20 protein-coding genes and 1 tRNA gene are annotated in these 23,578 nt (G+C 61.1%); 14 read left to right on the top strand and 7 right to left on the bottom strand.

Translation table 11 applies throughout. The features are described from left to right. Positions 1–170 precede the first annotated feature (170 nt). Positions 171–1,754, top strand: coding sequence for a phosphoglycerate dehydrogenase (serA, locus tag GEI7407_RS03250; protein ID WP_015170698.1), 1,584 nt, complete (start codon positions 171–173; stop codon positions 1,752–1,754). Positions 1,755–1,871: 117 nt separating this feature from the next. Continuing rightward, a tRNA-Val gene (locus GEI7407_RS03245) sits at positions 1,872–1,945 on the top strand. 156 nt (positions 1,946–2,101) lie between these two features. On the opposite strand, the gene GEI7407_RS03240 is transcribed toward GEI7407_RS03245, so the two are convergent. After that, on the bottom strand, positions 2,102–2,374 hold the full coding sequence (locus tag GEI7407_RS03240) for a hypothetical protein (protein ID WP_015170697.1): 273 nt from the start codon (positions 2,372–2,374) through the stop codon (positions 2,102–2,104). 906 nt (positions 2,375–3,280) lie between these two features. Here GEI7407_RS03240 and GEI7407_RS03235 point away from each other — a divergent pair. The 7 genes from GEI7407_RS03235 to GEI7407_RS03210 all read left to right on the top strand — a co-directional run bounded on the left by GEI7407_RS03235 (position 3,281) and on the right by GEI7407_RS03210 (position 12,403). After that, the gene (locus GEI7407_RS03235) at positions 3,281–3,853 is read left to right on the top strand and encodes a hypothetical protein (RefSeq protein ID WP_015170696.1); all 573 of its coding nucleotides are present in this window, start codon (positions 3,281–3,283) and stop codon (positions 3,851–3,853) included. Between the two features lie 263 nt (positions 3,854–4,116). After that, positions 4,117–5,205, top strand: coding sequence for a DUF3616 domain-containing protein (locus tag GEI7407_RS03230; protein WP_015170695.1), 1,089 nt, complete (start codon positions 4,117–4,119; stop codon positions 5,203–5,205). Between the two features lie 37 nt (positions 5,206–5,242). After that, the gene (locus GEI7407_RS03225) at positions 5,243–5,845 is read left to right on the top strand and encodes a glutathione S-transferase family protein (RefSeq protein ID WP_015170694.1); all 603 of its coding nucleotides are present in this window, start codon (positions 5,243–5,245) and stop codon (positions 5,843–5,845) included. A 543-nt stretch (positions 5,846–6,388) separates the two neighbouring features. Further along, complete coding sequence (locus tag GEI7407_RS20915; RefSeq protein ID WP_150109716.1) at positions 6,389–6,781, top strand: hypothetical protein; 393 nt, start codon at positions 6,389–6,391, stop codon at positions 6,779–6,781. Positions 6,782–6,851: 70 nt separating this feature from the next. Then, a complete protein-coding gene (locus tag GEI7407_RS03220; protein ID WP_015170692.1) occupies positions 6,852–10,085 on the top strand; it encodes a glycoside hydrolase family 15 protein in 3,234 nt (1,077 codons plus the stop codon). Between the two features lie 32 nt (positions 10,086–10,117). Then, positions 10,118–11,488 (top strand): cell wall metabolism sensor histidine kinase WalK, encoded by a 1,371-nt coding sequence (locus GEI7407_RS03215; protein WP_015170691.1) that lies wholly within the window; start codon positions 10,118–10,120, stop codon positions 11,486–11,488. A gap of 174 nt (positions 11,489–11,662) precedes the next feature. After that, on the top strand, positions 11,663–12,403 hold the full coding sequence (locus GEI7407_RS03210; RefSeq protein WP_015170690.1) for a phycocyanobilin:ferredoxin oxidoreductase: 741 nt from the start codon (positions 11,663–11,665) through the stop codon (positions 12,401–12,403). A 9-nt stretch (positions 12,404–12,412) separates the two neighbouring features. Here GEI7407_RS03210 and GEI7407_RS03205 read toward each other — a convergent pair whose 3' ends face one another. The 5 genes from GEI7407_RS03205 to GEI7407_RS03185 form a co-directional block, all read right to left on the bottom strand. Next, positions 12,413–12,931, bottom strand: a complete 519-nt coding sequence (locus GEI7407_RS03205) for a hypothetical protein (protein WP_015170689.1) — start codon at positions 12,929–12,931, stop codon at positions 12,413–12,415. A 97-nt stretch (positions 12,932–13,028) separates the two neighbouring features. After that, positions 13,029–13,655 (bottom strand): methylthioribulose 1-phosphate dehydratase, encoded by a 627-nt coding sequence (gene mtnB / locus GEI7407_RS03200; RefSeq protein ID WP_015170688.1) that lies wholly within the window; start codon positions 13,653–13,655, stop codon positions 13,029–13,031. Between the two features lie 76 nt (positions 13,656–13,731). Then, the gene (locus tag GEI7407_RS03195) at positions 13,732–14,373 is read right to left on the bottom strand and encodes an HAD-IB family phosphatase (protein WP_015170687.1); all 642 of its coding nucleotides are present in this window, start codon (positions 14,371–14,373) and stop codon (positions 13,732–13,734) included. Further along, entirely contained in the window at positions 14,370–15,539 is a 1,170-nt protein-coding gene (locus tag GEI7407_RS03190) for a RuBisCO large subunit C-terminal-like domain-containing protein (RefSeq protein WP_015170686.1), read from the bottom strand. Before GEI7407_RS03190 ends, GEI7407_RS03195 begins: the two co-directional genes overlap by 4 nt. After that, on the bottom strand, positions 15,539–16,096 hold the full coding sequence (locus GEI7407_RS03185) for an acireductone dioxygenase (protein WP_015170685.1): 558 nt from the start codon (positions 16,094–16,096) through the stop codon (positions 15,539–15,541). The genes GEI7407_RS03190 and GEI7407_RS03185 overlap by 1 nt, the downstream gene beginning before the upstream one ends. 256 nt (positions 16,097–16,352) lie before the next feature. Here GEI7407_RS03185 and GEI7407_RS03180 point away from each other — a divergent pair, with 256 nt between their 5' ends. Genes GEI7407_RS03180 through GEI7407_RS03170 form a run of 3 tightly spaced genes read left to right on the top strand, consistent with a single transcriptional unit; the run spans position 16,353 to position 19,497 of the window. Next, positions 16,353–17,015, top strand: coding sequence for a TVP38/TMEM64 family protein (locus GEI7407_RS03180; protein ID WP_051030832.1), 663 nt, complete (start codon positions 16,353–16,355; stop codon positions 17,013–17,015). Then, positions 17,008–18,549 carry a mercuric reductase gene (locus tag GEI7407_RS03175; protein ID WP_015170683.1) on the top strand — a complete coding sequence of 514 codons (1,542 nt, stop codon included), beginning with the start codon at positions 17,008–17,010 and terminating at the stop codon, positions 18,547–18,549. The genes GEI7407_RS03180 and GEI7407_RS03175 overlap by 8 nt, the downstream gene beginning before the upstream one ends. A 48-nt stretch (positions 18,550–18,597) precedes the next feature. Continuing rightward, positions 18,598–19,497, top strand: coding sequence for a metallophosphoesterase (locus GEI7407_RS03170; RefSeq protein ID WP_015170682.1), 900 nt, complete (start codon positions 18,598–18,600; stop codon positions 19,495–19,497). Between the two features lie 67 nt (positions 19,498–19,564). On the opposite strand, the gene GEI7407_RS03165 is transcribed toward GEI7407_RS03170, so the two are convergent. Continuing rightward, complete coding sequence (locus GEI7407_RS03165) at positions 19,565–20,101, bottom strand: Dps family protein (RefSeq protein ID WP_015170681.1); 537 nt, start codon at positions 20,099–20,101, stop codon at positions 19,565–19,567. A gap of 408 nt (positions 20,102–20,509) precedes the next feature. Here GEI7407_RS03165 and GEI7407_RS03160 point away from each other — a divergent pair, with 408 nt between their 5' ends. Both GEI7407_RS03160 and glyS read left to right on the top strand, forming a co-directional pair. After that, positions 20,510–21,031 carry an orange carotenoid protein N-terminal domain-containing protein gene (locus GEI7407_RS03160; protein ID WP_041268647.1) on the top strand — a complete coding sequence of 174 codons (522 nt, stop codon included), beginning with the start codon at positions 20,510–20,512 and terminating at the stop codon, positions 21,029–21,031. 358 nt (positions 21,032–21,389) lie between these two features. Next, the gene (gene glyS, locus GEI7407_RS03155; RefSeq protein ID WP_015170679.1) at positions 21,390–23,558 is read left to right on the top strand and encodes a glycine--tRNA ligase subunit beta; all 2,169 of its coding nucleotides are present in this window, start codon (positions 21,390–21,392) and stop codon (positions 23,556–23,558) included. The last annotated feature ends 20 nt before the right edge of the window (positions 23,559–23,578 follow it).

The following is a 23,578-nucleotide window of genomic DNA, read 5'->3' as shown; positions in this document are numbered from 1 at the left end:
TGTCCCGACAGCAGCGAGGCCGCATTGCAGTAAAATGTCCTCTCGTGGTAATTTTGCCCTGCTGCTGACTGGGTTCCGAACATCTCGTTCAGACAGGCTTTCACCAACGTTGAGCAGCGATCGCTGCCCACCCATTCATTGCTACTTTTGAAAGGCAAACTGTCTCAACCATGCCCAAGGTTTTAGTTTCTGATCCGGTCGATCAAGCCGGTCTCGACATTCTTTCTCAAGTCGCCCAAGTTGATGTGCAAACGGGGCTATCTGAAGAAGAATTAGTGCGCATTATCCCTGAATATGACGCACTCATGATTCGCTCCGGCACACGAGTAACGCGCGCAGTTATCGAGGCCGGAACTCAGCTAAAGATCATCGGTCGGGCAGGGGTCGGCGTAGACAACGTCGATGTACCGGCAGCTACCCGCCAGGGGGTGGTCGTCGTCAACTCCCCCGAGGGCAACACCATCGCAGCAGCAGAGCACGCCGTCGCCATGATGCTGTCGCTGTCGCGGCATGTCCCCGACGCCAACCAGTCCGTCAAGAGCGGCAAGTGGGACCGCAAGTCCTTCATGGGCGTTGAGGTCTACAAGAAAACCCTTGGCGTCGTCGGTCTCGGCAAAATCGGCTCCCATGTCGCCACGATCGCCCGCGCCATGGGCATGAAGCTCCTCGCCTACGATCCCTTCATCTCCAGCGAGCGAGCAGAGCAGCTGGGCTGCCGCCTAGTCGAGCTCGATTTCCTGCTGCGCGAGGCGGACTACATCACCCTCCACATCCCCAAGACCCCGGAAACCACCCACCTGATCAACGCCGAGACCCTGGCAACCATGAAGCCCACGGTCCGGATTGTGAACTGCGCCCGGGGCGGCATTATCGATGAAGCGGCGATCGCCGCTGCCATCAACGAAGGCCGGATCGGCGGCGCTGCCCTCGACGTCTTCGAAAACGAACCCCTCGAAGAAGACTCGGTCCTGCGCGCCGTCGGCAAAGATCTGGTGCTCACCCCCCACCTGGGCGCCTCCACCGCTGAGGCCCAGGTCAACGTCGCCATCGACGTCGCCGAGCAGATTCGCGACGTGCTGCTGGGCCTGCCGGCTCGCTCCGCCGTCAACATCCCCGGCCTCTATCCGGACGTCCTCGAGAAGCTCCGGCCCTACCTCCAGCTGGCCGAGACTCTGGGCACCCTGGTCAGCCAGCTCGCTGGCGGCCGCATCGAGTCCCTCACCATTCGCCTCCAAGGGGAACTGGCCGCGATGGAAAGCAAACCCATCACGATCGCCTCCCTCAAGGGCCTGCTCTCCCAGGCGCTGCGAGAGCGCGTCAACTACGTCAACGCCAGCATCGAAGCCAAGGAGCGCGGCATTCGGGTGGTCGAGACTCGCGACGACTCTGTGCGCGACTACGCAGGCTCCCTGCGCCTGATCGCCAAGGGCTCCCTGGGTGAGCACTCGGTGACCGGCACTCTCCTGGGCGATGGCGAAATCCGCATCACGACGATCGACGATTTCCCCATCAACGTGCCCCCGAGCCGCCACATGCTGCTGACGCTGCACCGCGACATGCCCGGCATCATCGGCAAGATCGGCTCTCTGCTCGGCAGCTTCAATGTGAACATCGCCAGCATGCAGGTCGGCCGCAAGATCGTCCGAGGGGACGCTGTGATGGTCCTAAGCATTGATGATCCGCTGCCGGATGGCATCCTGAGCGAGATCACCAAGGTTCCTGGCATCCGCGACGCCCACACGGTGACGCTCTAGTCCAGCCCGTCTGGGGGAGCTTTGGCGCTTCCCCAGGCACTCTGCCAGGAATCACCAAAAAATTTTCGATTTTGCTTGTCTTTTGCCAGAAACCTGTGTTACGTTAGTTATCCGTTCGGACGCATAGCTCAGTTGGTTAGAGCACCACGTTGACATCGTGGGGGTCACTGGTTCGAGTCCAGTTGTGTCCATTCCCGAAAGCCCCGCATTAGTGCGGGGCTTTCGCGTTTCAAGGGCAAGGGCGAGACGCTCTCCTCTGTGATGGTCTCATCTGTACCAGTAGCGCGTTGAGCAACTCTAGAGGCGCGTTCAACAAATTGCCGACGGATACCAGCAATGCTCGCCCGTTAGTTATCCGAAGAAGAGCTCCGGAGGCTGTGTAGACGATCAATGCCTAAGGCCGTCAAGCTTCTGGGGTGAAAATCAACGCCTCTTGCAATTTCCTGTGTTTCAATCCATTCCTGAGCACGCATGTACTTGAGGCAAGAGCGTACTTCGTCTGATGAAGCACCTTGAACCTGAAGATAGTCGTACAGCGCTTGCTCGCTCGAGAAATCGCCTAGAGGCTGCATTTTTTCAAGCTTGACTAGCAACTCAAAAACTAGTTGTTCGTGATTCATCACTAGAAACCTAAAAATTCAACGACATCAAGAGCCTCATCATCTGAGCACCCAATCAGTTGATATCCTCACGGCAAGTCTGACAAGCCTGTGTCTCAACACAGGTCATGAAGTGTCTTTGCAAAAGACTGCCAGACTTCTTCGTCAACTTTGGGTGAAGGGTGAGTTTGAGGGATTTACAGAGATCCCTAGCTCTTGAGAGAAGGTGTAGCAAACAGAGCAAATTCGCGGGTGTTAGAGGTTTGAATTTGGCCAACTAACCACGAGAGTAGAGCCCACATACAGCACAACAGGCTCGCATTTTCCTAGTTTAGCGAAAATATTTTTATGTGTTGGCTCAGAGCCTAAGCGTTAGGGTTAGCGAGTACGCGTAATTATTGTTACAACAGAAACATTTGTCCAGTAAGGCAGACACCGTTTAGATATTGATTTGATTGCTCAAGGCTTGTTGTCTATTTCCATTCCGCTTCAACAGTCGTACTATCCTTACCTACTCACAGAAGGCTACAGGGGCATAGTTTAATTTCTTGATTTAGTGCCTATTGCCTTTTCAGGAGGCAGTAGATTGCTACTCACAGAATCTAAAAATTTCTTGAGTTCGCGGGTAAAGGCTGAAAGTTCTAGCATGACGGGCTTGGGATCGGTTGGTGGGCGGTGGGGTCTCTCCCTTGAGGGATAGAAAGAGGCGGTACAAGTTTGGGGAATATGCAACTTGTGCTAGACGAGGCGATCGCCCCTGGCCTCCTAACCTAGAGAAGCGAACAGACGCAGAACCTTTGAAGTGGGCTGCGGCTGGTTCCCTAAGGAGTTCTCAGACATCGTTCGGAAATATTGAACTATTGCAGCCAGAGCAGCCCAAAAGCAGCGCTGGCGAGAGATTTTCATGAGAAGAAATGGAGACTAGGTATGAAGAAGGTTTTAGGATCTTTCAAACAGATTGTGATTGTCTTTTTGGCAGGGGTTTTGCTGCTTGTGAGCACAGCCTGCGGCCAAGATGCGGGCATGGCTACCAAGGGTCTGACCAATGGCTCAAATCAGCCTGAAACAGAGCTGTATCGGCCTCGCCAAGCCAAGGAAGGCGGCATGAACGTCTATCCGGATACAGACCCGCGGCGAGACACGAGTCGGGCTGCTGCCAAGGCTGACAAGCTGGTGAAGAACGCGAAGCAGCAAGCTCAGCAGACCGATGGCCTGGGCGGCGTGTTTGCGAATATTCGCAGCAACGCTGAGCCTGGAGAAACAGCAGAACAAGCCGCTCGGAGCGTGAAGCAGACGGCCCAAGATGCGACCCAGGGCGCTCAGCGCGGCGCTCGTAACCTGCAAGAGAACGCTCGAAACGCAGGTGAGAACGTCACGAAAAGTGCCAGTCGCTCCGTGAAGGACGCAGCAGACGCGATCGAAGATAAGGTGCAGTCTGACGTGAAAACCACTCGGCGCGCTGTTGAGGATGCAGCAGACGCGATTCAGAACAAGGCCTAATAGCTTAATCTGTTTGGCTGATTAGTCCTAGGCAGCCAAAGGGCGATCGCCCTTTTTTCCCAAGTTCCTTCCATCTCTGGGCTGACTCTCTTTAGGGTCAGCCTTTTTACATTTGTTTTTACTAACGCAAAATTAAGGTTTGCGGCCTAGGGAGTTGCCTATACTCAACCCAAGATGCCTCCTAGACGCAAAATATTTGTGCTGGGATAGCGGCTTTTTAGTTTCTTTTTGTTTTCGTCATCGCTTGTCAGCGATCGCCCCCCATGACATCACCGTTTCTCTTGAGCCGAGTTCTGCTGCGCTTTGCTACCGATGACTCTGATCTGCTGGAGGACATCTCCGCCGCAGCCTTTACGCCAGACGGCAGCCTGTGGGTGGGCTCCGATGAGCTGACAACCCTTGAGCGTCTCTCGCCCCTTGAGCCCATGGTCTTTGGCGATCATCAGTCTTTTAATTTGGGAGACTTTTTGGCGCTGCCGGACCCAGAAGGAGAAATCGACATCGAGGGCATGGACTACTCTGCGGGGTATCTGTGGGTGACCGGGTCCCACAGCACCAAGCGCAAGCGGCCCAAGGGCAAAAAGCCCGACAAAGATCTTGAGCGGCTCAAAACCGTCAAGAGCGAGGTCAATCGCTACCTGCTGGGGCGAGTGCCCGTGATCAACGGGAAGCTGGTCAAGAGCGTCGAAGATCCCCAAGAAAGCTCGCACCAGCTGACGGCGGCCCAGTTGGCCGTTGGCGACGCGAGTAATGCCCTCATGGAGGCCCTCAAGACCGACGAGCACCTGGGAACCTACGTCAGCAGCGGTCTGCCGTCCAAGGAAAACGGCTTTGACATTGAAGGCTTGGCAGTGAAGGGCGATCGCGTCTTTTTGGGGTTGCGGGGGCCGGTGCTGCGGGGCTGGGCCGTGATTCTGGAAATCGAGGTCACTGCCGAAGACGGCGACCTTGTCCTCCAGCCCATCGGCGATGGCGGCGAGCTCTACCGCAAGCACTTGCTGGATCTCAGCGGCCTGGGCATCCGAGAGCTGTGCTTTGATGGCGACGACCTGATCGTGCTGGGCGGCCCGACCATGACTCTAGACGCCACGATCCGCACTTTCCGGTGGCGCAACGCCCTCGATCGCGACGAAAACAGCCTGGTCTACCAGGACAGCAAGCATCTGCACAGGATGTTTGATTTGCCGCTGCTCCCGGGAGAAGACCGGGCCGAGGGGCTGGCGCTCTATTCCTGCCTGGGGGGTGCCCAGGGGCTGCTCGTGGTTTACGACACGCTGTCGCCCAAGCGGCGGCTGGGCTCCGGCGAGATTCTAGTAGATGTGTTTCGGCTAACCGAAGGCGATCGCTCCTAGCCGCTAAAATGGTATCGTGTGATACAAAATTTTGCCTATGAATCGCATCCTGTACTACGCCCAGCGATCGCCCTATGCGCGCAAGGTGCGTATCATCCTCGCTGAAAAGCAGCTTCCCTGTGAGCTGCGGGAAACGGACATCAAAAACAAAAGCGACGAGCTGCTGCGCCTGTCTCCCATCGGCAAAGTCCCCATCCTGGTCGAAGACGACCTGGTGCTGTGGGACTCGACCCAAATCGTCGAATACCTCGACGAGACCTATCCTGAGCCAGCCTTTTACCCGAGCGATCGCGCAGAGCGTCTGCGCTGCCGCCAGGGCGAGGAGCTAGCAGACACCCTGATGGACACCGTCGTTGGCCTCTGGTTCCAGAAGCAAAAGAGCACCCCCGACGCCGCCGATCAGGCCAAGCTCCAGCAGCTCCTCGATCGGCTATTACACTTCTTGAATCAACGCTTGTCGGGGAACCCCTATCTTTTTGGGGAAAACTGGAGCGCCATTGATGTCTCTGCCCTCTGCGCTCTCGGGTACTATAGCCTGCGATTTGGCACAGGTTGGCAGGCCCAATATCCCCATCTAAAAACCTGGTTTGAAGCGCTACATCAGCGAGAATCTGTCCGCTCAACCATGCCCCAAGGCTAACCGAAACTCAAGATTCATTGAATCTTTAAAAAGCGAGAGGAGCGATCCCTTTTGGGCGATCGCTCCTCTTTTTGGATGGCAACTTTTTGGAAACTTTAAAGGATGTAGCCTAAACGTCATTGAGGGTTGATGAAGGGAGTGAAACCTAGGCTGCGCGCTTAACGGATCCATCAGCGTAGAGTTCCATCGGGACGAGTTCGGTTTTGGCGTCAACCTTGACTTTGATATAAACGATGCGGACGAAGGGAGATTGGTTGTTGTTGTATCGGAGTGACATTTTTCCCACCTCTTGACTAGCGAATTTGCCCTGAGTTTGTAGCGGATAACTTGAAAGGGTGAGGGAGATTGGGAGTTGGAGCGAGACTCTTCTTTCTATGTGATACCAAGATATCCAACCTGAATACAAGCTCAATCAGTAAAGCTATGGACAATATAAAGAGATTCCGAATGAAGATTGAGCGAAACCACGGAATGAGCCGTTACTCTCTTAGGCTCTGATTTTTCTTGATAGTTTGGGAGCCTCAGCGCTAGGCTTGGAAGACTTTGAAAAAGCCCCCTGAGCCGATCGCCCGCCCTCGCTTCAAGACTCTGGGCCAGCGGGTTAGCTTTTTGGGCCAGTGGATATGGTTCTTGTGCGCTAGCGCGCCAAACTGCCGCTTCTGCAACAGTGCGATCGCCCACGCTGCGACACACTGGATCTATCCGGCCAGCGCCACCGACCTTCCGGAAGAGCGATCGCCCCCACAGCTCCCCCTAGGGCCTCGACTCCTCGCACCCTCCACCCCAGTCCAGCTTGCGGCAAATATTAAATCAACCTTAAAAAGAATCCATAATGGTGTCCTAGAGCACCTCTCCCCAGCGGCAGATCGCTTGAGCGCGGGCGATCGCCCAGAAATGCATTCGAGCTGGGGATTGCTCCCGGCTCTCTGGATCTAGGCTCTAGCAGCCTAGCGCCTTCATTGCTTTCAGTTGTTCCCTCTCCATCTGTTTCTTCGGGTTTGCCTTTATGCCCAGCACTGCATCCGATCGCCTGGCTCATCTTGATCGCTACTATCAGCAAGTCCAGGCAGTCATCCTCGCGAGACAGAACCCCATCAGCGGCCTATTACCCGCCAGCACCGCCATCAACAGCCACGGCAACTACACCGACGCCTGGGTTCGCGACAATGTCTACAGCATCCTGGCAGTGTGGGGACTGGCCCTGGCCTACCGCAACCTCGACAAAGATCCGGGTCGCACCTTCGAGCTCCAGCAAAGCGTCGTCAAGCTGATGCGGGGCCTGCTCTACGCCATGATGCGGCAGGCCCCCAAAGTCGAGCGCTTCAAAGAAACCCAAGCCCTAGACGACGCCCTCCACGCCAAGTACAACACCCACACCGGCGAACCGGTCGTCGGAGACGACGAGTGGGGCCACCTTCAGCTAGACGCGACGTCGCTCTTTTTGCTGATGCTGGCCCAGATGACCGCTTCGGGGCTGCACATCGTCTACACCATCGACGAAGTGAACTTTGTGCAAAACCTGGTCTACTACATCGGTCGGGCCTACCGCACCCCGGACTACGGGATCTGGGAGCGCGGCAACAAGATCAATCACGGCAACGCGGAGCTGAATGCCAGCTCGGTGGGCATCGCCAAGGCAGCGCTGGAAGCGATCGACGGCCTGAACCTGTTTGGGGTGCTGGGCAGTCAGCCCTCGGTGATCCACGTACTGGGCGATGAGATCGCCCGCGCCCGGATTACCCTCGGGTCCCTGCTGCCCCGGGAGTCCAGCTCCAAGGAAGTGGATGCGGCCCTGCTGAGCGTGATCAGCTTCCCGGCCTTTGCCATCGAGGATGAGGCGCTGATCGAGCGCACCCGCACCAAGATTCTCGATAAGCTGGCGGGCCGCTACGGCTGCAAGCGCTTCTTGCGGGACGGCCACCAGACGGTCCTGGAGGACACGAGCCGCCTGCACTACGAGCCGGAGGAGCTGCGGCAGTTTGAGCACATCGAGTGTGAATGGCCGCTCTTTTTTACCTATTTGCGGCTCGATGCGCTGTTTCGGGGCGATCGCGCTCTGGCTGCCGACTACAAGCAGCGCCTAGAGGGGCTGTGCGTCGAGCAAAATGGCATCCAGCTCCTGCCCGAGCTGTACTACGTGCCCGCCGACCGCGTGGAGGCAGAACGGCGATCGCCCCACAGCCAAACCCGCCTCCCCAACGACAACATCCCCCTCGTCTGGGCCCAGAGCCTCTACTGGCTGGGCGACCTGCTCGAAGAAGGCCTGATCGCCATCGGCGACATTGACCCCCTAGGGCGGCACCTGCACCCCGGTCGCCAGCGTCATCCCATCGTCCAGGTGGCCCTCCTGGCCGAAGACAGCGAGCTACAAGAGAAACTCGCCGACTACGGCATCGCCACCCAGACCCCCCAAGAAGTCGAGCCCATCCAGGTGCGGCGGGCCGAAGAGCTGGCCCACGCCTATGCCCACGTCGGCCGCAACGACAAAATCAACCTCAGCGGTCGGCCCATTCGCCGCCTGCGCAGCCTGACCACCTCCAAGGTCTTTCGCATCCAGGGCAACACCCTCGTCTTCTTGCCCGCCTTCTTGGACCAGGCCCAGTTTTATCTCACCCTGGACTACCACTTCTTGGTGGCCCAGATCCGCAGCGAGCTGGCCTACATCCAGCGCCACTGGCAGCGCAACGGACGGCCCACCATGGTGCTGATGCTCACCCACACCATGCTCGAAACGGCCCAAGCCGCGCTGCTGGAGCTGATGCAGGACTTGCAAAATGGCCACTGCAACGGCGTCGAGGTGCTGCTCGCCCCCCTCAACCAACTGCTGCTGACCGCTGGCTCCGAGCGGATCGACTTTCTCCATGATTTCCAGTTCAGCCAGACCTCCCTCCAAAACGCCCAGCCGCGCCACTACTACCTGAGCTTTGATCCGTCCAAAACGGGCGTCCTGAGCTACACCCAGGAATTTTCCCTCGAGTGTGAGACGAACCCGACCCTGCTGATCGACAACCTGCGCCAGTCGGTGAATCTGTACGAGCAGACGGAGCTGCTGCAAACCCTGGCCCGCCTCAAGGGGCTGAGCTTTGAGACGGGGCTCGGCGGCCCCGACAAGGTGGTGACCGTCGCCGACCTGCTCGAAGAGGTCTACAGCCGCGCCAGCAAACAGCGCCTGTGGGGGGTGGTGCGGCGGACCGCTGGCCTGGTCGGAAAGCTGGACATCAGCCTGTCGGATACGGTGACGGATATTTTGGTGCGCCAAAAGCAGATCGCCGTGGGCAAGTCCTACAGCGAGGCGTCCCTGATCACCAAGCCCATGTCCAACACGGAGATTTTGGCGAAGATCGAGGAATTTTGCGGCGAGGACATCCGCGATCGCGTTTTGGCCCAGGAGATCTTGACCTATCTGGGCGTGCTGATCAAGGCAGAACCCGACCTGTTCAAGGGCTTTTTGACCCTGCGGGTGGGCTACTTGGTGTTGCTGATCGTGGCGGAGCTGGCGCGCGATCGCCAGCTCACCCAGGACGAAGCCTACGAGCAGCTGGTGGAGCTGAGCCCCTTTGAGGTCAAGACCCATCTGCGGCGGGTGCTGGCGGGCTACGAAACCATGAACCAGACCCTGCGTCAGCAGGAGTCTCTCCACGTCAGCCAAGCGGGGCAGTCCATTGACTGGGCGGTCCTGCCCGATGACCAGGAGCCCGCCACCCCCACCGAAGGCTGGGCCCAGCGCCGTCACCTCGACGGCGCCCTCAACCGCGTGCCCAAGGACTTTTATCCGGGGGTGTGGCGAGTGCTGCGCCACTGTCGGGGTCTGGTGATCGGCGACAAGCTCGAGCGGCGCAATCGCCTGGAAAGCCACATCGTCCTGTCGGAGATGACCCCCGGCGAGAAAAACTTCGCGCTGCGGGTGGAGCACCTGCTCAACAAGATCACGGCTCCGGAGTACCGCCAGGTGAACGTCGAGGCGCTGATGGAGCTGTCGGCGATCTTGGAGCACAACCCGACGCTGCGCGTAGAAGACTACATCGTGCTGGATGTGCTGATCGGCCACGCGGTGCGCTTGGCCTGGTTGGCGGACCATCCGGAGCACGAGAACCACTACGATCAGCATAAGGCCGCGGCTTGGCAGACGTTTTATCGCACCTCGCCCTACCGCTGTGCGGGCTTCATTGCCAAGGCGATGCAGTTCCTTAGCCAGCAGGGTTCGACCAGTGTGGTCACGGAGGAGGCGATCGCCCGCTAGGTTCGGCTGAGGCGTTTTGGGCTTGGTTGGCAATGTTTCAGGCGACCCGTCGGCGTTTGGCGCTGTGGTACACCACCGTCACGGCCGTGCTGCTGCTGCTGTTTGGCAGCGGTTTCTACTTGTACGTGCGCACGACGCTGATCGAGCGCATCGACGACACCCTGAGCCACGTGGTGGAGGTGGTGCAGCGATCGCTGGTCATCGAGCCCACGGGCAGCGGCACTCAGCTACAAGTCAACGTGGAGGCCAGCTTTCGCAACAACGCCAACACCCTCGACGACGACCACATCGATCTGGAATGGTTTAGCCCCACGGGGGAGCTGCTGTGGTCGACCTTTGCCGAGACGCTGACGGTGCCCATGCACCTCAACGCCAATGGCGAAACGGTCCATCTGGGCGACGACCACCTGCTGCGCCAGGTCACCCAGCGGATCCAGTTTGGCCGTCAGGTGCTGGGCTATCTGCGGGTGAGCCATCCGTGGTTTGAGGTGACCAAGCCCACGCGCCAGCTGATCCTCGACCTGACCCTGGGCATGGGCTTGACGGTGGCGTCGGTGGGCGGGATCGGCTGGTTTTTGTCGGGGCTGGCGATCGCCCCGGTGCGCGAGTCCTACCAGCGCCTAAAGCAGTTCACCGCCGACGCCTCCCACGAGATGCGCAACCCCATTGCCATGATCCAGACCAATGTCCAGGTGGCCTTGGCCGATCCGGACTGGGACCCCGCCCAGCGCCAGCAGCTCAAGGTGGTCGAGCGCCTGACGCGCCGCCTGGGCCGTCTGGTGGACGATTTGCTCTTTTTGGCCCGCCAGGACAGCGGCATGGTGCAGCCCCGCTGGAGCCCCGTCTACCTGGACGAGCTGCTGATGGAGGTGGTGGAGGAGCAGCAGGCGATCGCAGATGAAAAGGCGATCGCCCTCAGCCTCGATCTCCTCGAAGCAGAACCCAGCCCCGATCTTCCCAATGGCAGTGCTGACTGGCTCGACACCTGCTTTTTGCTCCAGGGCGATCGCGACCAGCTCGCCCGCCTGATGACCAACCTGATCGGCAACGCCGTGCAGTACACGCCCACCCGCGGCCAAGTGCAGGTGCTCCTAGAGCGGCGATCGCGCCCCAGTCACCCCGCCACCCTCCAGATCCAGGTCAAAGACACCGGGATCGGCATTCCGGCCAGCGCCCTGCCCCACATTTTCAATCGCTTTTATCGGGTCGACCCGGCCCGCACCCACGACGACCGGCAAAGCGGCTCGGGCCTGGGCCTGGCGATCGCCCAGGCCATCGTCGAAAACCACCACGGCCAGATCCACATCGACAGCCAGACCGACCAGGGCACCACGGTCACCGTCGCCCTCCCCATCGACCCCGGCCCCAGTCCCAAAGCCAGCCTGCCCCTGAGCGTCGAGTAGGCCCGCCAGCGTTGCAGACGCAATCGGTAAGCCACAGATCAGGCCCAAAAGCGGCGGCGCTGCTCAAAGCTTTGTCAGGCTCCCTGGGTAGCAGAATTCAGCGACGCGTCAAGAATCACCGTGGATTCGGTCCGGTGATTATGTCAAGCTGGACACGTCGCGTTGGTTGGGAGCATGTCGCAAACCCTGCAACCCTCTCTTCGAGAGCAGCAGCACCCCCTGATTCATCAATTGGCCGATCGCATTGAGGCCGTTTGGCAGCGTCATCTGGACCTGTCGCCCTACGCATTGCCAGAGGACCTGGGCTATGTCGAAGGCCGCCTCGAAGGCGAGCGCCTGGTGATCGAAAATCGCTGTTACCAAACCCCCCAGTTCCGCAAGATGCACCTAGAGCTGGCGCGGGTGGGCAACTCTTTGGACATCCTGCACTGCGTGATGTTTCCTCGGCCGGAGTACGCCTTGCCGATGTTTGGCACCGACTTGGTCGGGGGCCGTGGCCAAATCAGCGCCGCGATCGCCGATTTGTCGCCGGTGAGCGCCGATTCGTCGCTGCCGCCGGGCTACCAGAGCGCCCTGGCCGCGCTGCCCACCCCGAATTTTGCTCAGCCTCGAGAGTTGCCAGAGTGGGGCAGCATCTTCTCGGAGTTCTGCACCTTTATTCGGCCCGCCAGCGATGAGGAAGGAGCGGTCTTCCTCGATCGCATCGAGGCTTTTTTGGACATTCACTGTCAGCAGGCGATCGCCCAGTCCCCGGTGACGGACCCCGAGGCCCGCGCCGAAATCCTGGCAGGGCAGCGCCGCTACTGCACCCAGCAGCAGCAAAACGACAAAACCCGCCGCGTCCTCGAAAAAGCCTTTGGGGATGCCTGGGCCGAGCGCTACATGACGACGGTGCTCTTTGACCTCGCCGACTAGGCAGCGCTTCTAGGGCTGTCCCAGAGTCTCCACAACGCTCCGGGGCAGCCCGAGGGCCTCGGCAATGTCGCGCAAAATGGCCAGCTCAGCCTCGCTGACCCGCTGGCCCCCCAGCCCAAACCGACCGCCTTCGCGAGCCGCGTTGGCAACCCGCCAGCCGATCTGGAGCAGCCAGGTCCGGTACTCGTTGGCCTCGGTGGGGCTGGCTTTGCGCGCCAGGATATCGGCGACGGTGCGGCAGCAGGCGAGGGCCTCTGCCTGGATGACTTCGGGCTGGGGATCGCGATCGCTCGCGAAACTAGTCGCGCTGGGGTCTTCGGGGGCGGCCTCCTTGACCACGCCCTGGATCAGGGCGTTGTGGGGAAACTGCTTGGCCAGATCGCCGGGGGAGCACACCATCGAGAAGCCTTCGCGCAGAGTGCCAAAGAAGCCGCTTCTGGCGGCGACCATGACCGCGCCCCCGACATATAGCGGCGCGTCGCTCAATTTATCCCACTCTTGGGGCGTGTAGTTGTCTGGGATCGTCACAGGAATATTTGGCGAGAGGAGTCGACGACTCCAATTATTGCCGCTGCGGGCCGCGCTGTCCTCGGGGATCAGCGAACTTCGGCGAGTTCAGCCAGGGTCACCAGACGAGGCCAGGAGTTTGCTGGGCGGCCACCTGGAACCGAAAAATGTATTCCATCACCTCGACGTAGTGGCGCGCGGCGGCGATCGCCGGTGCCCAGATGGTGATGCCGTGATCGCGGATCAGCAGCGCCGGGACCTCGGGCGCCTCCTGGGAAAAGCGATCGCGGATTTCGGCGGCAATACGGGGCACCTGAAGATGGTTAGCAAGGATGGGCAGGTGCACGGTGGGGTTTTCCTCCCAGATGCCCAGGCCCTTGATCATCTCCAGGGGCGGCAGGGCAATGCGATCGCCCGTGGTCAGGCGGGAGACCAGATTGGCGGGCACCGAATGCACGTGGTAGCAGGCCTGGGCTTCGGGAAATAGCTGGTAGATGGCCTCGTGAATGCAGGTTTCGTTGGAGGGGCGCGCCGTCGGGTGGGGCTGCTCGGCCACGGACCCGTCGGGGGCGATGCGGATGAAGTCCTCGGTGCTGAGCTGCCCTTTGTCGCGGCCGCTGGCCGTGATCCAAAAACTGCCGTCGGGCTGGCGTGCCGAGAGGTTGCCAGCGGTGCCGACCATCCAGCCCTGCTCATAGAAGCGGCGGGCGTCAGCAACCAAAATCGAACGAGGATCTGCACTCATAGCGGCGAAAAAGAAGGTCCAAAAAACGCTGGGGCCAGCCCTCGAGCCGCCCCAAAAGGATAGAAAAGATTGGGCGCTAGGCGACGGGGGTGGTCCAGCGCTGCTGGAGGGTGTCCCGAATATCGTGGAAGGTTTCCCAAGGGAAATAGGGCTTTTGGCGATCGCTCAGGTACTGGGCCAGGCGATCGCGGGCGAAAACAACCGGGGCGTGGAGGGCCATGTTTAAGTCCGTCACCGAGTCACCCACGGCGATCGCTTCGTCAGCGCCGTAGCGTTCCAGGATGGCCACTTTGTCCACCAGCTCGGTCTCGCCTTCGGCGGGCGATCGCACGCTCAAATATTCGCCCTCCGTGCCCACCTCCACCGCGTGAATGGCGTGAATCCGGTGCCGGTAGGGCTCGAGGACCGTCTCCACCATGCCCTGAAGACCGCCGGAAATCACCACCAGGGGCACCCCCTGGGCCTCCAGCAGATCCAGAAAGTCTGCGAACCCGGCCCGCAGCGCCTTGGTGCGGGCAAAGGCCAAAATCGCCGGATACTGCTCCGCCGGAATCGACTCCAGCATCTGGCGCACCCCCTCGCGCAGGGTCAGGCGCAGAGCGTACATCTCCGGCATCAGGCGGGCGGCCAGCTCCGGCGTAAATTCCTTGAGCATGGCCACAAAGGTTTCCTCGGCGGTAATGGTGCCGTCGAAGTCACAGAACACGATTCGTTTCACGCGGACCCCCACTTTTCCAAGGCTTGGTGCAAGGGCGTCTGGGGGGCGATCGCCGCTCGGTCAAAGGGCTCGCCGGGTTTGGCCAGGGCCAGCGCCTGCAAAAAGGCCTCGACCCCCGCGGCGGGGCCAGCGGGATGATCCATGATGCCGGTGCCCGCGTTCAGGATCACGTCGTGGCCGTAGTCCGCCAGGGCGCGCGGCACGATGCCGGGATGGATGCCCGCCGAGGGCACCGGAAACACGTTGCGCTGGCGCAGGGCGTCGCGAATGCTGGCCTCGTCCTGGGCATCGAAGGGCAAGCTGCCGTAGTGGGCCGGATACAGGACGGCGTCGGCTCCAGCGTGGGCCATCAGTGTGCCCAGGACGATCGGGTAGCTCAGGCCGTGGTCCGGAGCGCCACACAGAGCCCCCGCGAAGGCCGGATGGGCAAACACGGGGACATTGATCGCAGGATCAGCGGCGATCGCCTCCAGCACCGAGAAGCCATAGCTCAAGACATTTAGCAGCAGGGCATTGGCCCCTGCCTCCACGAGCTGGCGCGCCCGCGCCAGCAGCCGATCGGCTCGGCCCGTCACATTCACCGCATAGAGCACCGTGCGGCCCGTGTCTGCCTTCACGGCGTCCAGGGCGCGGCGGCAGGCCACCAGGCGCTCCAGGGTCGGCGCGCTGGCCAAGTCGCCCAGGATTTCGTCATCTTTGATCACGTCCAGGCCCGCGTAGGCCACCTGACGCAGGATCACGGCGTGGTCATTGGCCGAAAGACCCAGGGCTGGCTTGAAAATCGCCATCACCAAGGGGCGATCGCTCACGCCCAGGCGCGATCGCAGGCCGGAGATGCCAAACTTGGCTCGCTGCCCGTAGGTCTCGGGCAGCCGCAGGCCGACCACTTTGGCGGGGCCAGCCATGGAGTACTTGCCGAAAATCATGGTCAGCAGGCTGCCGATGTCGCCCTCGACGTTGCTCTCGGGGAAGCGGACCGTGACGGTGCTGCCCTGGGCGTCGGTGCGCACCTCGGCCACCTCGGCTAGGTGCGATCGCAGGGATGCCGACTGCTGGGCAAAGCGCTGCTCGTCCCAGGAGCCTGCGGTCTGGCCCACGGCGATCACTTGGCCCTGCTTGTGGGCATCGATGCCCGCCGGAAACCGGTAGTCAACCTCGATCGCCATCAGGCCACCAGCTGCTCGGGACGCAGCCGGACTTCGGTGCCGGTGTACACGGGCACCCAGCCCTCGGTGGTGGTGAAGTAGCGCACGGCCTTGACGCGGCGGCTGGCGGTGAGGTGAAACCAGTGCTCGGTATTGGCGGGGACGTTAATGAATTCCTCGGGCTGGACGGTGAGGGCGATCTGGCTGCCGTCGGGGCGCACAAATCCAAAAACCCCTTCTCCATCGACGATGTAGCGCACTTCGTCGTCTGCGTGGGTGTGGCACTGAATAAATTTCGCCAACATCTCATCGAGGTTGGGAATGTCGGGATTCAAGACAATCAAATCTCGCGACTGGTAGCCATCGGAGGCTTGCAGCTGCTCGAAGTAGTGGTCTAGGGACTGGAGGACCTGCTCTTTCTCGTCCGCGTCCAGGGCTGATTGGGCCAGCAGCGATCGCGCCCTTGAATCATCGCTCACGGGCCAGTGGTTGAGCTGGACGTTCAGCGGCGCTAGCTCGCGGGCGATCGCGTCTAGCTCGGTGTAGGTGGTCCCGTCTTCGAGTCTCAGAATTGCCATGGTCTTCCTCTGCCACAGAATCCGACGGTCTAGTATACCGTTTTTGCTTCGGGGTCGTCCGAGGCGGCAGAAGGCGGGAGTTGGGGGAAATATTGGCCTGGGCGATCGCCCCTCGAGGGCTGGCCGCGCCCGAGAGATGCTGACCCGATCAGACTCTTGCTATCCTGCGAAGGAACGGGCGCTGTTGAGCCGCTGCTGGCCAGACCTTGCGCGGTTATTGAGGAAAAACTCCATGGTGGACAGCGGTTTTCTCTGGATGTCGGCGATCGCCCAACTCTCGCCCCTGGCAGACCTCTCCGGGCTCTTGCGGGACGCCCTGGCCTGGATTGACGGCCTTGGCCCGATGGGAGCGATCGCCTTTATCGGGCTCTACATCGTGGCGACGGTGGCGTTTCTGCCCGGTTCGGTGCTGACCCTGGGGGCGGGCGTGGTGTTTGGGCTGCTGGCGGGCACGCTGTATGTCTTGGTGGGCGCGACCCTGGGGGCGATCGCGGCCTTCTGGGTGGGCCGCTATCTGGCCCGAGACTGGGTTGCCCGCAAAATCGCCCAAAATCCCCGCTTTCGCGCCATCGACGAAGCCATCGGCCGCGAAGGACTAAAAATCGTTATTTTGACCCGACTTTCGCCGGTTTTCCCCTTTAATTTGCTCAACTACAGCCTCGGCCTGACCCAGGTTTCCCTACGGGACTACTGTCTAGGATTCGTCGGCATGATTCCCGGCACCCTTTTGTACGTCTATCTCGGCTCCCTGGCGGGCAGCTTGGCCACCCTGGGCAGCGGCGAAACTCCGGGCAATCCGGCCCTAGAGTGGACCCTGCGCATCGTGGGATTCCTGGCCACCCTGGGCGTCACGCTCTATATCACCCGTCTCGCTCGCCAAGCCCTCCAAACCAAAATCTCTGAAACTCCTGATGCATAATTCCTCGACCCAGGCCGGGACTCTGCTGCCCCTGGATGAGTACAACCAGCAACTGCTTTCCCAGGTCCATCCGGCGGACTGGGTGAATCCGTCGCCCGCCGACTGCTACGACCTCGTGGTGATCGGCGCGGGCACGGCGGGCCTGGTGACGGCGGCGGGCGCGGCGGGCCTGGGTATCGGCCTGAGGGTGGCCCTGATCGAAAAGCACCTGATGGGCGGCGACTGCCTGAATGTGGGCTGCGTGCCGTCGAAGTGCCTGATCCGCTCGGGGCGGGTGGTGGCGGAGATCGAAGGTGCAGAGGCGTTTGGGGTGCGGGCCGCGGCCCCGGAGGTGGACTTTCCGGCGGTGATGGCCCGCATGCGCCGACTGCGGGCGGGCATCAGCCCCCACGACTCGGCCCAGCGCTTCCAGAATCTGGGCGTGGACACGTTTTTGGGGGAGGCGCGGTTCACGGGGCCGGACACGGTCCAGGTGGGCGACACGCAGCTCCGCTTCAAGAAGGCGGCGATCGCCACGGGAGCGCGGCCAGCTAGCCCCGAGATTCCCGGCTTGGCGGCAGCAGGCTACCTGACTAATGAGACGGTGTTTTCCCTCACGGAGCGGCCTCGACGCTTGGCGGTGATTGGCGGCGGACCCATTGGCTGCGAGCTGGCCCAGACTTTTCGGCGTCTGGGCTGTGAGGTGGTGCTGTTTCAGCGGGGAGAGCATCTGCTGAGCAAAGAGGATCCGGCGGCGGCGGCCCTGGTGCAGCGCCAGTTCCAGCGCGAAGGCATCCGTTTGGTGCTCAGCAGCCAGATTCAGCAAGTCCAGAAAACGCCTGCGGGCAAGGAAATCACCTGCACGACAGCGGGGCGCGGGGAGACCCTCGTCGTGGATGAAATTTTGGTGGGGGCTGGCCGGGTGCCCAATGTGGAGTCGCTGAATCTGGAGGCGGCGGGCGTGGCCTACGGCGATCGCGGCATTCAGGTCAACGACGCGCTGCAAACCACCAACCCCCGCATCTTCGCGGCGGGGGACGTCTGCATGGCCTGGAAGTTTACCCATGCGGCCGATGCGGCGGCCCGGATCCTGATTCGCAATGCGTTCTTTGCGCCCTTCGGCCTAGGGCGGGCCAAGCTGAGCGACTTGGTGATCCCACGGGTGACCTACACCGATCCGGAGGTGGCCCACGTGGGCCTGGACGAAGCGACGGCGCGCCAGCAGGGGCGGGCGATCAAGACGATCGCGATTCCCTTTGAGCGGGTGGACCGGGCGATCGCCGATGGCGAAACCGAGGGTCTGCTGAAGCTGCACCACGAGGCCCACTCCGATCGCATTGTGGGGGCGACGATCGTGGCCCGCCACGCTGGCGAGATGATCAGCGAGGTGACCACGGCCATGGTGGGCGGGATCGGCCTCAACCAGCTGGCGACGGTGATTCACCCCTATCCCACCCAGGCCGAGGCGATCAAAAAAGCGGCAGACGCCTACCGCCGCACCCAGCTGACGCCGCGATCGCAGGCCCTGCTAAAGTTCCTCAGTCGCTGGTCCTAGTTGCTAGGCTGGAGCCGGAAAAGACGAATAAGGCCGGGTCAGTGAGGAATGCTTCAACCGAGGACGGGGCGGCTCAAAGTCGAGCACATCACGGTGGCGATCGCCGATTTGGCCCCGGCCCTGGTCGGCACCCGCATTGTGCAGCTCAGCGATTTTCACTACGACGGGCTGCGCCTTTCGGACCGTCTGCTGGAGCAGGCGATCGCCGCAGCCAATGCCGCAGAGCCCGATCTGATCGTCCTGACGGGGGATTTCGTCACCTACGAATCCGCGCCGGTCCAGGTCTTGGCCCCGCGCCTGCGATCGCTCCGCAGCCGCACCGGCGTTTTCGCGTCCCTGGGCAACCACGACTACTGGCACGGCGTGATCAAGCCTTTCATTGCTGAGTCTCTGGCCGAGGCGGGCATTCACGTCCTGCGCAATCAGGTGGCCTATCCCCTGGGGGAGGCGATCGCCTTGGTGGGCCTCGGCGACCTGCGATCGCGAGAATTTCGCCCCGAAGCCGTCCTCGACACCCTGCCGCCGACCACGCCCCGCCTCGTCCTGTCCCACAACCCAGACACCGCCGAAACCTTGCAGCAGTGGCGGGTGGACCTCCAGCTCGCGGGCCATACCCACGGCGGCCAGGTGATTTTGCCCGGACTGGGCGCGCTGCCCGCCTATGTCCCGTTTCTACGTCGCATCACCCCACCCTGTCTGAGCTGGCTGCCCTACATGAAGCGCGGCGGCGTCGCCGGGGTCCGCCACTGGGAATGGGGCCACGGCTTCCATCGCATCGGCCAAAACCAGCTCTACGTCAACCGGGGCCTGGGCACCTACTTGCCGGGTCGCCTGGGGTGTCCGCCTGAGGTGACGGTGCTGACGCTGGTGCCCGCCGTCCCTGGAGACAACGCCCCAGCCAAAAAAAGCCCCCGGAGCTTTCGGGGGCTTGCAAGGCCAAGCAATTGAAAACTGAACGCATCCTGAAAAGGAAATCCTGCGCGAGAATCCTCGGTCGGAAAGTCAGAAACGGGGATTAGCGAGCGCCCGCCGCAGCGGTCTGCTTCGCGGTTTTGCCATTGGGCTCCACAGCGGTCCCTTCGATAAAGGAGCGCAGCATCCACGCCATTTCTTCGTGCTCCTCCATCAGGCCCGTCAGGAAGTCAGCGGTTCCTTCATCGTGGAACTTCTCAGAGCACTGATCGACGTGCCCGCGCAGATTGCGAATGATTTGCTCGTGGTTGTCTGCCAAGCGAGCCACCATTTCCGTCGCCTCGGGGATGTCACCGGCGTGCTCCGAGATGCTGCTGTGCTTGAGGAAGTCCTCGGCAGTGCCAATCGGATAGCCGCCCAGCATCCGGACCCGCTCCGCGATCGCGTCTACGGTCTCGTGCAGCGCTTCATACTGTTCTTGCCACAGCTCATGAAGGGTGCGGAACTGCGGACCCACGACGTCCCAGTGATACTTTTTGGTTTTGATCAGCAGCAGATAGGCATCTGCCAAATCCTGATTCAAAAGGTTAATCACGCCTTGGCGCTGCTCGTCAGTAAGACCAATATTAATAGGACGCATGTTGATGTTATTTCCTAAATTCAACGGCTCTGGAAATAGCTAACCAAATTTCACTTGCAAATCGTATCTGCCAAGGGAGTAGTCTTGGTCTCTCTCTTGAGGTTATCTGTCTTCAGGAATAGGACTTTTGGATTGATTTCCCCTAGCTTTCTATCCCATGCTAGAGGAATCAAACATAAGAGCCATAGCGTCTCTATCGGGATCGGAGAGCGATGAACTAGGTAATGAGAAATTGAGCCGTTAGGGGAAGAATTGCTGACTCTAAAAAGGCGATCGCACTCTTTCTTTTGAGGCATTGTGGAGGCGATCGCAATCTTTCTGGAACTCTTCCAGATGGCGGGCGACACTCTGTCAGATTTTCGTGACTATGGTCGTGAAACCGCCAACAAAAACACTCCTCAAAATTTCATGAGCACCAATCAACAACGCCTAGAGCTCCTCTCAGAAGAGGTCAAGCAAACTGTTCAGGTTTTTGACAATCTGGGCACCGATGAGAAACTGGCGTTTCTCTACTTTGTCTATGAGAAGATGGGCGACTCTGTGACGCCCGCAGCCCCCGCTGCCGCTGAGCCGAACCTAGCGCCCAAGCTGCTGGGCAGTGAATTCTACGACCTTTCTGAAGACGAGCAGCTCCAGGTCATGCGGGACATCGTGGATAACCGAGACACTGAGCTCTCCCGCGCCTACGGTGCCCTGACCGAAAACAACCAGCTGCTGGTGTGGTACGCCTGGGCCCAGGGCATGGGGGATACGGTGGTGGACCTGCCCGCAGATTACAAAGCGAGTGAAGAAACCAATCGATTGCTGCCGCAGCTAGAAAAGCTGGATTTTGAGAGCCAGATCTCCTTCCTGCGCCAGGTCGCAGGCGAGATGGGCTACAGCGAAGTGGGTCAGACGCCCACCCAAACGCAAAAGACGCCCAGCCTGTAAGTGCTAATCACTTCGCTTGAGCGGGTCTCGGGGACTGCCCCGAGGCCCGCTTTTGGGTGGAATCAGAAAGGGGTTGCGCCAGACCAGGAGCGAGCTTCTTGGCTGGCTGGGGGACGCCCCCAGGGAACGGGGACTCACCAATTTTGATATACTCACCGAACGCAGCGACCGTGCTTTGTGTCGCCAAACTGCCGCATTTCGGCACCGGTTGGTTGGCAAAGTCGCGATCGCAAAGTTTTCTAGAAAGTGGTGGGCGATCGCCCCCTTGGCACCGGCAACGCGGTCAACCCCAGAGCCCCGCCGAGCGATCGCCGCCGCAAAAGTTTATTCATAGGCAACTGAGGCCCTTTGGCGCGCTATGGCGACCTTTCTACTGGAAGTCGGAACCGAAGAACTACCTGCAGATTTTGTGGACAGCGCCCTAGCACAGTGGCGATCGCGCCTCCCTCAGGCGCTCAGCGAGCACTACCTACACACCGAGGCCCTCGAGCTTTACGGCACCCCTCGCCGCTTGGCCGTGCTGATCAAAGGGTTGCCCGATCGCCAGCCCGATCGCGAAGAGCTGGTCAAAGGCCCCTCGGCCCAGGCTGCATTTAAAGATGGCCAGCCCACCAAGGCCGCCGAGGGCTTTGTGCGATCGCGGGGGGCCAGCGTTTCGGACCTCGAAATCCGCAGCACCGAGAAAGGCGACTTTGTCTTCTTGCAGCAGCAGATCCCGGGCCGCCCCACCGCCGAAATTTTGCAGGAGCTAGCCCTGGGCTGGATTTCGGCCCTCGAAGGTCGCCGCTTTATGCGCTGGGGCACCGGCGATCTGCGCTTTCCCCGGCCCATTCGCTGGCTGGTGGCCCTCCTCGACGGCGCGGTGCTGCCCCTGACCCTGCCCAACGACGGGGCGACGGTGACCAGCGATCGCGTTTCCCAGGGTCACCGCGTGCTGCATCCCGACCCGGTCACCCTCGACCACGCCGATCACTATCTCGATCGCCTGCGCAAGGCTTTTGTGGAGCCGGACGTGGACATCCGCCGTCAGGCCATCGAGGCAGAGATCAAGCTGGTGGCCGAGAAGGCCGGGGGCGTCGCTGAAATCAGCCCTGACCTCCTAGAAGAAGTGACCCAGCTGGTGGAGTGGCCCACGGCGGTGTTGGGCACCTTCGAAGACGAGTTTCTGGAGCTGCCGCCGGAGGTGATCACCACGGTGATGGTCACCCACCAGCGCTATTTCCCGATTTTCCAGGCGGACCCGAGCGCTCCCGGTGCCTCGCTGCTGCCGCGCTTCATCACCATCTCCAACGGCGACCCCAAAAAGTCAGACATCATCGCGGCGGGCAACGCGCGGGTGATCCGGGCGCGTCTGGCGGACGGCCAGTTCTTCTACAAGGCAGACTGCGGCCAGTCCCTAGAGAAATTCTTGCCCCAGCTCGAAACGGTGACCTTCCAGGAAGCCTTGGGCTCCATGGGCGACAAGGTGAAGCGCGTTGGGCAAATCGCTGGCCAAATCGCCGAGCAGCTCGGGGTGAGTGCGGGCGATCGCGCGCTGATCGAGCGGGCTGCCCTGCTGTGCAAGGCGGACCTGGTGACCCAGATGGTCTTCGAGTTCCCCGAGCTCCAGGGCATCATGGGCGAAAAATACGCCCGAGTCAGCGGCGAACCGGAAGCGGTGGCCCAGGCGATTTCGGAGCACTATCTGCCCAAGGGCGCGGGCGATCGCCTGCCGCCCAGCCTCGTCGGTCAGGTGGTGGGTCTGGCCGATCGCCTCGACACGCTGGTGAGCATTTTCGCCCTGGGCCTGATTCCCTCGGGCTCTTCGGATCCCTTTGCCCTGCGCCGCGCGGCGACCGCCATCGTCAACATCATCTGGGGCGCGGATCTGTCGATCAATCTGGCGGCGCTGCTGGACCAGGTGGTGCAGCGCTTCAGCGCCGAGAAAGGCGCCGTGATGAAGCTCAGCGCCGAGGATCTGCTGGGTCAGCTGCGCAGCTTCTTCTTGCAGCGCATCCAAACCCTGCTCCAGGAAGATCGCCACATCGACTATGACTTGGTGAGCGCGGTGCTGGGAGAGGACGACCCCGAGTACACCGAGCGCGCCCTCCAAGACCTGCTGGACGTGCGCGATCGCGCCCAGTTCCTGCAAACGATTCGCCAAGATGGCACCCTGGAGCCCATCTACGAGATCGTCAACCGCGCCTCTCGTCTGGCGGTGAAGGGCGACCTCGACACGGTGACCCTGGACCCGGCCAATGTGGTGGATACAGGACGCTTCCAGCAGCCCTCGGAGCAGGCTTTTTATGAAGCCCTCGGCAAGCTGCTGCCCGAGACCCAGGCCGCCCAGTCGGCGCGGGACTATCGCCGCCTAGTGACGGCGCTGGCAGACACCGCCCCGACCATCAGCAACTTCTTTGACGGTCCCCAGAGCGTGCTGGTGATGGACGAAAACCCCGACATTCGCCGCAACCGCCTCAACCTGCTGGGCCTCCTGCGCAACCACGCGCGGGTCCTAGCGGACTTTGGCCCGATCGTGAAGCGCTAGTCAAACCGCCGCAACCCCTG

It is taken from the genome of Geitlerinema sp. PCC 7407, from assembly GCF_000317045.1.
GTDB lineage: Bacteria > Cyanobacteriota > Cyanobacteriia > PCC-7407 > PCC-7407 > PCC-7407.
Note: the sequence above shows the minus strand (reverse complement) of the source record. Positions and strands in the feature narration are given on the sequence as shown.

Excerpts from the sequence above, each read along its gene's own strand:
- serA (WP_015170698.1), top strand. The coding sequence starts at position 171 with ATGCCCAAGGTTTTAGTTTCTGATCCGGTCGATCAAGCCGGTCTCGAC.
- GEI7407_RS03240 (WP_015170697.1), bottom strand. The coding sequence starts at position 2,374 with ATGAATCACGAACAACTAGTTTTTGAGTTGCTAGTCAAGCTTGAAAAA.
- GEI7407_RS03235 (WP_015170696.1), top strand. The coding sequence starts at position 3,281 with ATGAAGAAGGTTTTAGGATCTTTCAAACAGATTGTGATTGTCTTTTTG.
- GEI7407_RS03230 (WP_015170695.1), top strand. The coding sequence starts at position 4,117 with ATGACATCACCGTTTCTCTTGAGCCGAGTTCTGCTGCGCTTTGCTACC.
- GEI7407_RS03225 (WP_015170694.1), top strand. The coding sequence starts at position 5,243 with ATGAATCGCATCCTGTACTACGCCCAGCGATCGCCCTATGCGCGCAAG.
- GEI7407_RS03220 (WP_015170692.1), top strand. The coding sequence starts at position 6,852 with ATGCCCAGCACTGCATCCGATCGCCTGGCTCATCTTGATCGCTACTAT.
- GEI7407_RS03215 (WP_015170691.1), top strand. The coding sequence starts at position 10,118 with ATGTTTCAGGCGACCCGTCGGCGTTTGGCGCTGTGGTACACCACCGTC.
- GEI7407_RS03210 (WP_015170690.1), top strand. The coding sequence starts at position 11,663 with ATGTCGCAAACCCTGCAACCCTCTCTTCGAGAGCAGCAGCACCCCCTG.
- mtnB (WP_015170688.1), bottom strand. The coding sequence starts at position 13,655 with ATGAGTGCAGATCCTCGTTCGATTTTGGTTGCTGACGCCCGCCGCTTC.
- GEI7407_RS03190 (WP_015170686.1), bottom strand. The coding sequence starts at position 15,539 with ATGGCGATCGAGGTTGACTACCGGTTTCCGGCGGGCATCGATGCCCAC.
- GEI7407_RS03185 (WP_015170685.1), bottom strand. The coding sequence starts at position 16,096 with ATGGCAATTCTGAGACTCGAAGACGGGACCACCTACACCGAGCTAGAC.
- GEI7407_RS03180 (WP_051030832.1), top strand. The coding sequence starts at position 16,353 with ATGTCGGCGATCGCCCAACTCTCGCCCCTGGCAGACCTCTCCGGGCTC.
- GEI7407_RS03175 (WP_015170683.1), top strand. The coding sequence starts at position 17,008 with ATGCATAATTCCTCGACCCAGGCCGGGACTCTGCTGCCCCTGGATGAG.
- GEI7407_RS03170 (WP_015170682.1), top strand. The coding sequence starts at position 18,598 with ATGCTTCAACCGAGGACGGGGCGGCTCAAAGTCGAGCACATCACGGTG.
- GEI7407_RS03165 (WP_015170681.1), bottom strand. The coding sequence starts at position 20,101 with ATGCGTCCTATTAATATTGGTCTTACTGACGAGCAGCGCCAAGGCGTG.
- GEI7407_RS03160 (WP_041268647.1), top strand. The coding sequence starts at position 20,510 with ATGAGCACCAATCAACAACGCCTAGAGCTCCTCTCAGAAGAGGTCAAG.
- glyS (WP_015170679.1), top strand. The coding sequence starts at position 21,390 with ATGGCGACCTTTCTACTGGAAGTCGGAACCGAAGAACTACCTGCAGAT.